This is a genomic window from Bacillus sp. V33-4, from assembly GCF_002860225.1.
In the GTDB taxonomy this organism is placed as follows: domain Bacteria; phylum Bacillota; class Bacilli; order Bacillales; family Cytobacillaceae; genus Bacillus_BJ; species Bacillus_BJ canaveralius.
In genome coordinates this window covers 1-12,899 of the sequence record NZ_PGVC01000034.1, presented here as the reverse complement: position 1 = coordinate 12,899, position 12,899 = coordinate 1, and the positions used below count along the sequence as shown (strand labels likewise).

Annotated in this window: 13 protein-coding genes; 10 read left to right on the top strand and 3 right to left on the bottom strand. The window is 43.5% G+C overall.

Annotated elements, in window-relative coordinates:
• The first annotated feature begins 66 nt into the window (after positions 1–66).
• From CVD23_RS12960 to tpx, 3 genes are all read left to right on the top strand, one after another.
• Positions 67–765: a DUF2953 domain-containing protein gene (locus CVD23_RS12960; protein WP_142382898.1), complete on the top strand. Its 699-nt coding sequence runs from the start codon at positions 67–69 to the stop codon at positions 763–765.
• A 17-nt stretch (positions 766–782) separates the two neighbouring features.
• Entirely contained in the window at positions 783–1,349 is a 567-nt protein-coding gene (gene ytfJ, locus CVD23_RS12955; RefSeq protein WP_101666249.1) for a GerW family sporulation protein, read from the top strand.
• 263 nt (positions 1,350–1,612) lie between these two features.
• Entirely contained in the window at positions 1,613–2,113 is a 501-nt protein-coding gene (tpx, locus tag CVD23_RS12950) for a thiol peroxidase (protein WP_101576920.1), read from the top strand.
• A 378-nt stretch (positions 2,114–2,491) separates the two neighbouring features.
• Here the strand turns inward: tpx and CVD23_RS12945 are convergent, their stop codons facing one another.
• Entirely contained in the window at positions 2,492–3,373 is an 882-nt protein-coding gene (locus tag CVD23_RS12945; RefSeq protein WP_257988430.1) for a nuclease-related domain-containing protein, read from the bottom strand.
• A gap of 354 nt (positions 3,374–3,727) precedes the next feature.
• Here CVD23_RS12945 and CVD23_RS12940 point away from each other — a divergent pair, with 354 nt between their 5' ends.
• The 4 genes from CVD23_RS12940 to CVD23_RS12925 all read left to right on the top strand — a co-directional run bounded on the left by CVD23_RS12940 (position 3,728) and on the right by CVD23_RS12925 (position 7,631).
• Positions 3,728–4,711 carry a class I SAM-dependent methyltransferase gene (locus CVD23_RS12940; RefSeq protein WP_101576924.1) on the top strand — a complete coding sequence of 328 codons (984 nt, stop codon included), beginning with the start codon at positions 3,728–3,730 and terminating at the stop codon, positions 4,709–4,711.
• Between the two features lie 235 nt (positions 4,712–4,946).
• Positions 4,947–6,143: an acetate kinase gene (locus CVD23_RS12935; RefSeq protein ID WP_101576926.1), complete on the top strand. Its 1,197-nt coding sequence runs from the start codon at positions 4,947–4,949 to the stop codon at positions 6,141–6,143.
• Between the two features lie 137 nt (positions 6,144–6,280).
• A complete protein-coding gene (locus tag CVD23_RS12930) occupies positions 6,281–7,135 on the top strand; it encodes an EcsC family protein (protein ID WP_101576928.1) in 855 nt (284 codons plus the stop codon).
• The gene (locus CVD23_RS12925) at positions 7,116–7,631 is read left to right on the top strand and encodes a MogA/MoaB family molybdenum cofactor biosynthesis protein (protein WP_101666247.1); all 516 of its coding nucleotides are present in this window, start codon (positions 7,116–7,118) and stop codon (positions 7,629–7,631) included. Before CVD23_RS12930 ends, CVD23_RS12925 begins: the two co-directional genes overlap by 20 nt.
• 68 nt (positions 7,632–7,699) lie before the next feature.
• On the opposite strand, the gene CVD23_RS12920 is transcribed toward CVD23_RS12925, so the two are convergent.
• Positions 7,700–8,014 (bottom strand): hypothetical protein, encoded by a 315-nt coding sequence (locus CVD23_RS12920; protein WP_101666246.1) that lies wholly within the window; start codon positions 8,012–8,014, stop codon positions 7,700–7,702.
• Between the two features lie 199 nt (positions 8,015–8,213).
• Here CVD23_RS12920 and CVD23_RS12915 point away from each other — a divergent pair, with 199 nt between their 5' ends.
• Together CVD23_RS12915 and argH are read left to right on the top strand one after the other, a co-directional pair.
• Positions 8,214–9,419 (top strand): argininosuccinate synthase, encoded by a 1,206-nt coding sequence (locus CVD23_RS12915; protein ID WP_101576934.1) that lies wholly within the window; start codon positions 8,214–8,216, stop codon positions 9,417–9,419.
• Complete coding sequence (argH, locus tag CVD23_RS12910; protein WP_101576937.1) at positions 9,416–10,789, top strand: argininosuccinate lyase; 1,374 nt, start codon at positions 9,416–9,418, stop codon at positions 10,787–10,789. Before CVD23_RS12915 ends, argH begins: the two co-directional genes overlap by 4 nt.
• A gap of 82 nt (positions 10,790–10,871) precedes the next feature.
• Here argH and CVD23_RS12905 read toward each other — a convergent pair whose 3' ends face one another.
• Complete coding sequence (locus tag CVD23_RS12905) at positions 10,872–11,324, bottom strand: universal stress protein (RefSeq protein ID WP_101666245.1); 453 nt, start codon at positions 11,322–11,324, stop codon at positions 10,872–10,874.
• A gap of 339 nt (positions 11,325–11,663) precedes the next feature.
• Between CVD23_RS12905 and ald the strand changes: the two genes are divergently transcribed.
• Positions 11,664–12,785, top strand: coding sequence for an alanine dehydrogenase (gene ald / locus CVD23_RS12900; protein WP_101666244.1), 1,122 nt, complete (start codon positions 11,664–11,666; stop codon positions 12,783–12,785).
• Positions 12,786–12,899 lie beyond the last annotated feature (114 nt).

The following is a 12,899-nucleotide window of genomic DNA, read 5'->3' as shown; positions in this document are numbered from 1 at the left end:
GAGAATGGCAGGTTTATTTTTTTGATTTCAGCCGATAATAATAGGCTGAAAGGTTGTGGTTTTATCATGAATTGGGTTGCAATTGGATTAATCATTTTGATGGTTACTATTCTCCTTATAGTCATCATTGTGATGAGCAAATTAACGGTTTATGCATACTTCAACCATTACAACGGCAACAACCATTTACAATTGGAGTTTAAAGTGTGGTTTGGGCTGGTAAAATATCGAGTTGATGTCCCTCTGCCAACGGCCAATGAAGATTCCGGATCAGCTATTTTAAACGAGGAAATGGAGCATGATGGAACAAATCCGTCACAAGAATACGGCAGGGATCCTGGCGGTGATTTGGGAACTAGTTTAAATGACGTGAAAAAACTGCTTGACGAGATGGGACAGTTACATCGAATTCTTAAAAATTTTTTGAAGCAAATAGCTATTAAACATTTAGAATGGCATTCGGTTGTCGGGGTTGGCGATGCTGCATCGACAGCGGTGCTGACGGGCGGGATCTGGGCGCTTAAAGGCAGCATTATCGGGATGATCAGCAGTTATATGAAGCTTAAGATGATGCCTGTGTTGTCGATTGCGCCCGGGTTTCAACAGGTCATTTCTGAAACATCCTTTACATGTATGCTTCAATTTAGAATCGGGCATGCTATGGTTGCCGGAATTAAAATGATTAAATTTGGGAAGGGCGCAGGCCTCAGGTTTATAACAAAACCTTTTTCCGCTCATTCTGAAAATAAGGCTAAATCCATTTAGATGGGGAGGAAGCAGAAGTGTCCGAGCATCCGATTCAGGGGTTAATGACCACTGCCATGGAAAGTTTAAAAGAAATGATTGATGTCAATACGATTATTGGGGATCCTGTTGAAACCCCTGATGGAAGCGTAATTTTAACGGTTGCAAAGGTTGGCTTTGGCTTCGCCGCAGGCGGCAGTGAATTTAAGCTGGATGGCTCAAGTTCCTCTCAAGGGCAGGGACAAAGTCAGAATCAGAGCCAAAGCCGGAGCCAGAGCCAGGGACAATCCCAGCATCCGTTTGGCGGTGGAAGCGGGGGCGGTGTTTCGATTACGCCAATCGCTTTTTTAATCGTCAACTCTAGTGGAGTAAAAATGCTGCACCTTGATGAAAGCACTCATATTTATGAAAAAATATTGGAGCTCGCTCCACAGGCCGTTGATAAGATCCAGCAAATGTTTCAGAATAAAAACGGGGCAGGCGGGGGCGAACAGGCCGGCAAGAAGCAAAGCCAATCAAACAACAACAACAGCCAACAGCAAAACGAATCGAACAACGGTAACAGCCAACAGCAAAACGAATCGAACAACTGTAACAGCCAATAGCAGGACGAAGATTTTTAGAACAACAGAAGTTAACTCTTGCAAGATGAGAGTTAGCTTTTTTGTTGGATTAGAAGATATTCTTGTGTTTGTTTTTTCCTAAAAAAAGCTTAATCCTTTGCAAAAAATGCTCTTAAAAGCTATCATTTACACTGTACATATTGAAAAAATAAGCTGCATTTATGTAGGAATATATTCTGACAAAAGCGGCTTATTATCTCAAGACCAGGCGTTCTGCAAGAAAAATGTTGAGGAGGATGGTTCGAGTGGCATCAATTACTTTTAAAGGCAATCCGGTTACTTTGTTAGGAAATGAAGTAAAAGTTGGTGACAAAGCACCAAACTTTGTCGTGCTGGCCAATGATTTATCAGAGGTGACGCTTGATAATTCGAAAGGTACTGTTCGGCTGATCAGCGTTGTGCCGTCATTAGATACAGGTGTGTGTGACGCGCAAACAAGACGTTTCAACGAAGAGGCAGCAAAACTTGATAATGTGAAGATTTTAACGGTGAGTGTCGATCTTCCATTCGCACAAAAACGCTGGTGCGGAGCAAATGGAATTGAGAATGTCCAAACGCTCTCCGACCACCGTGACCTTTCATTTGCTGAAGCGTACGGAGTTGGTATTAAAGAACTTCGCCTGCTTGCCCGTGCCGTATTCGTCGTTGATTCAAGCGAGACCGTTACATACGCAGAGTATGTCAGCGAAGCAACCAATCATCCAAATTACGAAGCAGCTATAGAAGCCGCAAAACAAGCAAAATAATCAAAGTGGCCCCCGCTGATGGATAGCGGGGGTGTTTTATTGCGATTTTTAAACTTGGTCCGATCCCAGGCGGTTGGGAATGGTGAAAACATAGTTGAAATGATTGGAAGCAGTTGAAAACTGCAAAGAAAATCATCAAGACGGGGCGCTTGACTGTTTTAGATGAAAAAAACACATAAAAAGGTGGGCTATCCGCGGTGAATTGCGATTTATCCGTGGAAATAGCTTCATATCCGCGGAAATTTCGATATATCCGCGAAAAAGGACCATATATCCGCAAAAATTTTGATATATCCGCGAAAAAGGACCATATATCCGCGAAAATTTTATTATATCCGCGAAATGTAGGATGCACGCTACGTGCATACAGGGAAGTCTCTAATTTTTTTCAAGTGGTTCGGACTGAAAGTAAATTCGGCCTTTACCTTTTCCAGTGCAGGGCAAATTCAGCGCTCTTAGAATTCTATTACATAGGTCCGGAGAAGAAATTTGCAGGAATTGACGTAATTGCTTATTCGTAACAGTAGGTCGAATAAGGAGAAAATAATCATCTATTGTTTCTACATGTGCATCTTTGGCACGAGTATTGCAGTTAGCACATACCCATGCTCCTTGCACTCGGGCCATCGGTATAAATGAACACTCCGGGCAATGTACGCCTTTTAAGATTTCATTTTGGGAGATATTATAATGCTGGATATTGTATTGCAGGGGATTATGTTTCTTGATTAGCAGACGATTTAACCTTTTGAGGTTCTTTTCAGAAAGTTTTTCCTTAATAAAGTGATTGGTAAGAGCTTCTATTTTACTGACAAGTTGAAAAGCGTGGCAAACGGTTTGGAGCGCTTGAGAATTTTCAGGTGGAGTCGTAATGATGGTAGAGGGATGACTAATCACAACGAAATTTTTTATCGGGATATCTGGAATGTTATGTTCTGTTATCCATTTCTTAAAAAGTTCACTTTGCCTTCTCACTTGAGTTAAAGGATCTTGAAAGCCTTCAACCTTATCATTCATTGTTCGAATCAGTTGCTGGAAATAGGGATCAAAATATAATGTACCTGAAATATTTTTGACTTCAAGGATAACCGCGAAACATGGAGAAAGGATCAGCGTATCGATTTGGAAGTAAGAGTAGGTATGTTGCAGTCGAAGGTCTTGAAAAATATAGAAGTTTTTCTGGGGGAGACGTTTTAAATAAAAGTCTAAGGCTTCCTCTCCTTTGTAACCGGCCTGCCCTTTTGCTAAGTCTTGCTCAATTGTCGCCCGTTTTGGATGGTTTTTGGGGATCTTCTTAACAAAGCCTTACCCAGTTTAATTTTTACGGGAACTGTACGCTCTTTAACAATCAAAAATATCACTCCTTTTTACTTTTTAAGACAATTTCTCTATTAAATTTACAAATTCCTGCCTGCTGAAAAAATTTTATCCGCGGAAATAAGGGAGATATCCGCGAAAATTTCGATATATCCGCGAAAAATTCAATTTATCCGCGGAAAGGCACCATATATCCGTTAAAAGCAAAATTTATCCGCGAACGTGAGAGTTGCCTGCTTGTGAATCAAAAGTGTGATCGTTACAATAGGGAAATAAAGACTTCGGGAGGTATGTGAAGTGGAGGTTTCTCCAGTAGAACAACTATTTGCAGTATTTGACGGTACAGCTGCGATCCTGCAGGAAGAGCTGCAGTGTACATATTTGGAAGCCCTTGCTGAAACAGGGGAAAATATTTTTCAAAACACGATTCTTCAGGAAGAATTGAGTGAGATAACCGTTAAAAGGCTTGAAAAAAGTTATAACTTGGTTGCGGAAAAAAATTTTCTAAGCGAAGAGTATCGCAAAGCATTTCAACTCGCGATTTTAAAAGGAATGAAGGAGCATGTCCAGCCAAACCATCAGATGACTCCCGATACAGTCGGGATGCTCGTTGGGTATTTGGTCAATAAGTTTGTGGAGGCGAGTTCTTTTCGGCTCCTCGATCCGGCAGTCGGGACGGGCAATCTGTTAACGACGGTAATCAATTACCAGGATAATAGACAGGTTGAGGCGATCGGGATCGACATCGACGATTTGCTGGTAAAGCTCGCTTATGTAAATGCCAATTTGCAATCACATCCAGTTCAGTTATTTAATCAGGATAGCTTGGAGCCGCTCTTTGTAGATCCTGTTGACGCTGTAGTTTGCGATTTGCCTGTCGGCTTTTATCCAAATGATGACAGGGCCGCCGCGTTTGATATTCGGGCTGAATCAGGTCATACGTATGCACATCATTTGTTTATCGAACAGAGCACCCGATATTTAAAACCGGGTGGTTATCTGTTTTTGATCATCCCGAATGGCCTGTTTGAAAGTGAGCAGGCTGCAAATCTGCATGCTTTTGTAAAAGAGAATTTGAATATTCAAAGCTTGATCCAGCTTCCTTTCAACCTTGTTAAAAATGAGGCTGACGCAAAAAGCATTTTGATCCTGCAGAAAAAGGGCGAAAATATCAACCCTCCTAAAGAAGCTCTGCTTGTTAATCTGCCAGATCTATCAAACGGAGCTGCGGTAGACCGCATCCTTCAAAAAATAAATGCCTGGTTTGCCGAAAATAAATAAGAGAAATCATAAAACCGCGTGCAGAAATTGCAGCGGTTTTTTTCGATAAAATATCAGAATATATTTAATTTGTGTTGAAAACGGTAACAATCGCACGTGCGTCTTGAAAAGTGTCATGGACAGTGTTTAAATGGGGAGTTGAGAGATATATTCAATGCCGGTTGTACAAAATAACATTGTACCAGGCAAGAATATTAATTTATGATCGTGTTATACAAAAGGAGCGGTAGCAATCATGTCAAAGGTTATTGCAATAAACGCAGGCAGTTCTTCTTTAAAATTTCAACTGTTTGAAATGCCTGGCGAAGAAGTGATTACAAAGGGTCTGATTGAAAGGATCGGCCTCAATGATGCACTTTTTAATATAACGGTAAACGGTGAAAAAATACAGGAAGTTACCGACATACCAAACCATGAAGTAGCTGTAAAATTGCTGCTTGATAAGCTGACTGATCTTGGGGTCATTGCTTCATTATCAGAAATTGATGGAGTCGGGCACCGCGTTGTTCACGGCGGTGAAGATTTCAATGAATCTGTTTTGATTACTGATGAAGTGATCCGCAAAATTGAATCATTATCAGAGCTCGCCCCGCTTCATAACCCGGCAAACGTCACGGGTATCCGGGCATTTCAGCGCGTTCTTCCAAGCGTCCCTGCCGTGGCGGTGTTTGATACGGCTTTCCATCAAACAATGCCGGAGAACTCTTTCCTGTACAGCCTTCCTTATGAATATTATGAAAAATACGGAATTCGCAAATACGGTTTCCATGGAACCTCGCACAAATATGTATCACAGAGGGCTGCCGAAATGCTTGGCCGTCCGGTCGAGCAATTGCGCCTTATTTCATGTCATTTGGGGAACGGTGCCAGTATTGCCGCAATTGAGGGCGGCAAATCAATTGATACTTCAATGGGCTTTACCCCATTGGCAGGTGTTACAATGGGAACCCGTTCAGGTAACATCGATCCCGCGCTGATTCCGTTCATTATGGAGAAAACAGGAATGACAGCCGAAGAGGTTCTTGAGGTGTTAAATAAGAAGAGCGGCATGCTTGCCGTATCCGGTTTTTCGAGTGATCTCCGCGATATTGAACAGCAGGCCAATAAAGGCAATGAACGGGCTGAACTTGCCCTTGAAGTGTTTGGAAATCGAATCCACAAATATATCGGATCTTACGCTGCCCGCATGTACGGCGTAGACGCGATTATTTTCACGGCAGGAATCGGTGAGAACAGTGATACCATTCGTGAAAGAGTGTTAAGAGGACTGGAATTTATGGGTGTTTATTGGGACCCGGCTTTAAACAAAGTCCGCGGTGAAGAAGCGTTTATTAACTATCCTCACTCCCCTGTTAAAGTTATGGTCATCCCGACCAATGAAGAAGTGATGATTGCCAGGGACGTTGTTGAAAAAGGCGCAATTCACGGATAATAACAAGCAGCTTTATTCTCAAGTACGGGATAAAGCTGCTTTTTTGTATGAAAATCCCGTTGGCTTCTGAAAGGAAACGGGATGTTTTTCTGTGCTATAATGATTAAAAATAGCCGGCAAGACTGGGGGTAATAGGATTGGCTTTATCAGAACGGGAACAACAGGTACTTGATGGAATAAGGGATTGGGAAACGCGACTGGCAAGTTATGAGCCGAATGATTTGGAATTGACATATGAAAAATATTTGGAGCGATCATTTTCGCTGCTTCCTGAACAGATTCAGAAGCAAATATTTTCTGCCCTCGATAATTGGCTCTTTCATCTTCATGCTGTGATTCAAAGTGCGCAAATCCAGCATGATGCAAAAGAACGGATTCTAACAGCTGGCAGGGTGTTTAATCCGGACATTGAGACAGTCAGGGATCTCCGCTCGCTTGATATCGACCAGCTTAAATACATAGCCCATCAACAAATTTCGCGACACCGCTTGTATTCATTTGCACAGGGCGGCCTATCCGGAACAGGCGGTGCGTTGCTGCTCGGTACGGATATTCCGGCAATGGCGGTGATTAATCTCCGGGTCGTCCAGCTGATTGCGATGACTTACAGTTTTGAAGTAAACACTCCTTTTGAAATGATGACTTCGTTAAAAGTGTTCCACGCTGCGACATTGCCGCCGCGCATGCAGGGACAGGCCTGGAACGAATTGATGAACGAGCTTGAAGGGAGCGGGGAGTTTTACTTTTATGATGGAAAAGAAGATTTAACCGATTTGACGTGGCTTGAGCATCCGCTAAAGCAGGTCTTTAAAGGAATTGCGATTATGATGTTAAAAAAGCGTTCTGTTCAGGGAATGCCGCTGATCAGCATGGCAATTGGTGCGGGAGTAAATTATCAGCTGACGAGAAAGGTGACAGAATTCGCGCACCAATATTATCAAATGCGTTATTTTTTGGAAAAGGAGCGGGCCGATGAGCACAGCGGAGCATAAGCAGGAAGCACCGAAGCAGGTTCGCTGCATGGTCATAACCGTCAGCGATACAAGGGATGAACAAACGGATAAAAGCGGCCGATTAATCATCGATTTACTTGAGGAGTTCGGTCATTCAATCTTGGATTACGTCATTGTAAAAGATGAAGCGGAGTCGATTCGTGCAGAAGTTTTAAAGGCTGCCGGGAATTCTGCCGTTGATGCAGTCATTACAAATGGCGGTACTGGCATCGCGAAGCGGGACGTCACGATTGAAACGGTGCGCGCGCTGTTTGATAAGGAAATAACAGGATTCGGAGAGCTGTTTCGAATGCTTAGCTATCAGGAGGATATCGGATCAGCAGCAATTCTATCAAGAGCGATTGCCGGAGTTATCAAGGATACAGCGATTTTTTCAACGCCCGGATCATCAGGCGCCGTAAAGCTCGCAATGAACAGGCTGATTTTGCCTGAGCTTGGGCACGTCGTCAGAGAACTGAGGAAGGATTTAAAGTAGCTTAAAAGGCCTCTTCACATTGAAGTAGCTTGAATGGATAAAAGGCCTCTTCACATTGAAGAGGCCTTTTATTGATGCACCTTCCCGGAGATATCCTGGCTGGTACGGTACCAGAGCCATAAATCATTGATGATCGACGCCAGTTCGGCAATCTCATTGTTTAGCTGGCAGGAATGCTTAAAGTCGCTTTCATCTGAGAGTGCTGCTTGTTTTAAATTGATTATCCTCTCCAAATCGGAGATTCGATCAGGGATTTTGCCTCTGATTTTTTCCCATGTCAGCAAAATTGATTGCTGGTCTTCTTCACTGTATGTGTCCCAGCTTTTATAAGACTCGGGAAGGGGGATGCCCAGCCTTTGATTAAACGAAAAAAAATCCTCCATCTTAAGCCTCCATGAAGCGTTGTTGCTTTCATTCTACATCAATCCCCTCATGTGTTCCAATCATTAAAAAAATCATGTTTACACAAATTTATTAATAAGTATTGAAAAGTGATCGAAAACTTGGTAAAGTAAAAAACAGATATTGTATAAAAATATATTTAGATGAATATTTATTCATTCGTTAAGGAGAGGAACTTCGATGACAAATCAAAAAGTAGTACTCGCATATTCAGGTGGCTTGGATACATCTGTAGCAATAAAGTGGCTGGGGGACCAGGGATATTCGGTAGTAGCCTGTTGCCTTGATGTCGGTGAAGGCAAGGATTTGGAGTTTATCCAGCAAAAAGCGCTTCAGGTTGGGGCGGTCCAGTCGTACGTGATTGATGCAAAAGAAGAATTTGCCAAGGAATATGCATTGATCGCCTTGCAGGCTCATGCATTATATGAAGGAAAATATCCGCTCGTATCAGCTTTATCGCGCCCTTTGATTGCAGCGAAGCTGGTTGAAATTGCTGAGCAGGAGGGTGCGGTCGCAGTTGCTCATGGCTGCACAGGCAAAGGAAATGACCAGGTCAGGTTTGAAGTTTCGATTCAGGCGTTGAACCCTGAGTTGAAGGTATTGGCTCCAGTCCGTGAATGGAGCTGGTCAAGGGAAGAAGAAATTCAATATGCAAAAGAAAAGGGAATTCCGATTCCGATCGACTTAGACAGCCCGTTCTCGATTGACCAGAACCTGTGGGGGAGAAGCAATGAATGCGGAATCTTGGAAGATCCGTGGGCGGCGCCGCCGGAAGAGGCGTACGAGCTGACAGCAAGTCTTGAACATACTCCGGAAACAGCTGATCTAGTTGAAATCGGCTTTGATAAGGGAGTACCTGTATCATTGAATGGAAAGCATTACTCCTTATCTGCGCTTATTTTACAATTAAATAAGCTGGCTGGAAAGCACGGCGTCGGCAGAATCGACCATGTTGAAAATCGCCTTGTCGGGATCAAATCGAGGGAAGTGTATGAATGTCCCGCTGCGATCACATTAATTAACGCGCATAAAGAGCTGGAAGACTTGACGCTTGTGAAGGAAGTCGCGCATTTCAAACCGGTGATTGAGAAAAAAATTACTGAGCTCGTTTATGAGGGTCTCTGGTTTTCTCCTTTAAAAGGTGCGCTTGAAGCGTTTTTGAAACAGACCCAGGAGCATGTCACCGGAACGGTTCGCGTTAAGCTTTTCAAAGGCCATGCAATCGTGGAAGGCAGAAAATCTCCTTATTCCCTTTATGATGAGAAGCTTGCTACCTATACAGCGGAAGATGAGTTTGACCATACAGCGGCCTTAGGTTTTATTAAGTTATGGGGCTTGCCAACAAAAGTACAAAGTATTGTGCAAAACAAGAAGGTGACTGTGTGAAAAAACTGTGGGGCGGAAGATTTACGAAGAGTGCGGAGGAGTGGGTCGATGAGTTTGGCGCATCGATCTCATTTGACCATCAGCTCGTAAACGAAGATATAGACGGAAGTATTGCGCATGCAGAGATGCTTTCGAAATGCGGGATATTAACCGAAGCTGAAGGCGAGCTCATTAAAAAGGGCCTTCTTAACTTAAAGGAAAAGGCCGGCAAAAGCGAGCTGCCTTTCTCAGTTAAATTGGAGGATATTCATTTAAATCTTGAAAGTCTGCTGACCGGGGAAATTGGCGCAGCCGGCGGCAAACTTCACACGGCAAGAAGCCGAAATGACCAGGTTGCCACCGATATGCACTTATACTTGCGTACGCAAACAGAAGCGATCATTGAATTAATCATCGAAATGCAAAAGGAGCTTGTCGAAAAAGCCGAAGCGCATGTTGAAACGATTATGCCGGGCTATACGCACCTGCAAAGGGCACAGCCGATCTCGTTCGGGCACCATTTAATGGCCTATTTTTGGATGCTTGAACGGGATAAACAGCGCTATGAGGAAAGTTTAAAAAGGGTTAATGTTTCGCCGCTCGGAGCCGGGGCACTGGCAGGGACAACTTTTCCGATCGACCGCCACTACAGTGCCGAGCTGCTCGGCTTCGATGCAATTTATGAAAACAGCCTTGACGCTGTCAGCGACCGCGACTTTATCCTTGAATTCTTATCAACGAGCTCCATTTTAATGATGCATTTGTCGCGATTAAGCGAAGAAATTATTTTTTGGGCGAGCCAGGAATTCAAATTTATTGAATTGGACGACGCATTTTCGACAGGAAGCAGCATTATGCCGCAGAAGAAAAATCCTGACATGGCTGAGTTGGTCCGCGGTAAAACGGGACGGGTGTATGGAAATCTAATCGGGCTGTTAACGGTCTTAAAAGGGCTTCCCCTCGCTTACAATAAGGATATGCAGGAAGACAAAGAAGGAATGTTTGATACGGTGACGACTGTTACCGGTTCATTAAAAATATTTGCCGGCATGATGAAGACGCTGAAGGTCAATACCGAAGTTATGGAAAAAGCAGTAAAAAACGATTTTTCCAATGCAACCGAGCTTGCCGATTATTTGGCGGATAAAGGGTTGCCATTTCGTGAGGCACATGAAGTAGTTGGAAAATTGGTTCTTGCCTGTGTTGAAAAAGGCTGCTTTCTTGCCGATTTGCCGCTGGAAAAGTTCAAGGAGGCAACCGAATTATTTGAAGAAGATATTTATAGCGCCCTTGATCCATACACGGCCGTCAAGCGCCGCAACAGCGCTGGCGGGACAGGATTTGAACAGGTACAAAAAGCGATTGATAAAGCAAAGTTATTATGGAAATAAAAAAGCACGCATGCCGCTAGTGGCTGCGTGCTTTTGGTATTATCTGCTGACATTAAGGTAAAAATGATAATATTAACAGTATTTAATCCAGACCTTTTTCGGTTCGAACAACAAGGACATCACAAGCTGCATAGCGGGTAATATGCTCTGAAACACTGCCGATCAAGAAGCGTTCAACCGCATTTAATCCGGTTGCACCGCAAATAATTAAGTCGACCTGATGCTTTTTGGCAACATCTTTCGGAATTTTAACCTTTGGAGAACCATAATCTATTTCATATTTTACATCTGTGATGCCGGCATCCAACGCCCGCTGCTGGTAATTTTTCAAAAGCTCTTCGGCAAAAAGCTGTGCCCTTTCCGCGATTGCCCGATCATACGCTTCTACAGTGGCAAAGGTTCTTGTGTCAATAATATGGGATAAAACGAGGGAAGCATTATTTCTTTTGGCAATCTCAATCGCTTTTTTATAAGCCCATTCCGCTTCCTTGGAACCGTCAACGGCTACTAAAATATTTTTATACGCCAGTTTCATTGTCCTCTCCTCCTTTGCCTTAATTATACAATATTTTCGCTGTGAATATTGTAGCAAAAAAACGAACAATAATAGGAACAAGCGGCTTTTGGCTTGTTCCACGATAGGAACAAGCGGCTTTTGGCTTGTTCCACGATAGGAACAAGCAGGTTTAGCTTGATCCACACCAGGAGCAAGCAGCTACGGCTTGTTCACTAAGTTAATGTCAAGATGCGAAATTTTCAAAAAGTCTTATCGTTAAAGGGGAATTTTTCTTCCTCTTTCTTATGAAAAGGTGATATATTAGTAACTGTTTAGATAATCATTTCGGTCTGAAGATATTATGGGAGGTATAAAATAATGCGAATCGGAGTGCCAGCAGAAATCAAAAACAATGAAAACCGCGTGGCGATGACACCAGCAGGAACAGTTAATCTCATTAATTTTGGCCATGAAGTATATATTGAAACAAATGCCGGTGCAGGATCGGGTTTCACAGATGAGGATTACATTGTTGCCGGAGCAAAAATCGTCAATTCGGCCGAGGAAGCCTGGTCGATGGATATGGTCATGAAGGTGAAAGAACCGCTTCCGAGTGAGTATCGTTATTTTCGTGAAGGATTAATTTTATTTACATATTTGCATTTAGCACCTGAACCGGAGCTGACAAAAGCACTGATCGAAAATAAAGTGGTCGGACTAGCTTATGAAACTGTGCAGCTCGCAAATGGGGCGCTTCCTTTATTGACGCCGATGAGCGAGGTTGCCGGAAGAATGGCACCGCAGATTGGCGCGCAATTTTTAGAAAAAGTAAATGGCGGAATGGGGATTCTTCTGTCAGGTGTTCCCGGTGTGCAAAGAGGCAAGGTGACGATTATCGGAGGCGGTGTTGCGGGGACAAATGCCGCGAAAATGGCAATTGGCCTTGGGGCAAAGGTTACGATGATCGATTTGAATCCTGAGCGGCTCCGCCAATTGGATGATATTTTCGGAACAGATGTAACAACCCTCATGTCCAACCCTTACAATATTGCGGAAGCGGTTAAAGAATCGGATCTTGTGATCGGTGCAGTCTTAATTCCAGGGGCAAAGGCGCCAAAGCTGGTTTCAGAGGAAATGATCCAAGCGATGAAGCCTGGTGCAGTGGTTGTTGATATTGCGATTGACCAGGGCGGGATTTTTGAAACAACTGACAGAATTACGACTCATGACAACCCTACTTATGAAAAGCATGGTGTTGTTCACTACGCTGTCGCCAATATGCCGGGAGCGGTGCCGCGCACTTCGACAATTGCGCTGACGAATGTGACCGTACCGTATGCGATCCAAATCGCAAATAAAGGGTACAAACAAGCGTGCCTTGATAATGGGGCCTTGCTGAGAGGGATCAATACGCTCGCTGGCTATGTAACGTATCAGGCTGTGGCTGAAGCACATAACCTTGAATTTTCAGATACAAAAACACTGCTTGAGCAACTTTAAAAACTATATGCCAATAGAACAAGAAAAAACCCGGACAAGCCGGGTTTTTTCTTTTGCGCGTGCCCAGCAAGCCGTTAATTGCTAGTTGGTGAAAGTCCAACCCGAGTAAGTGTC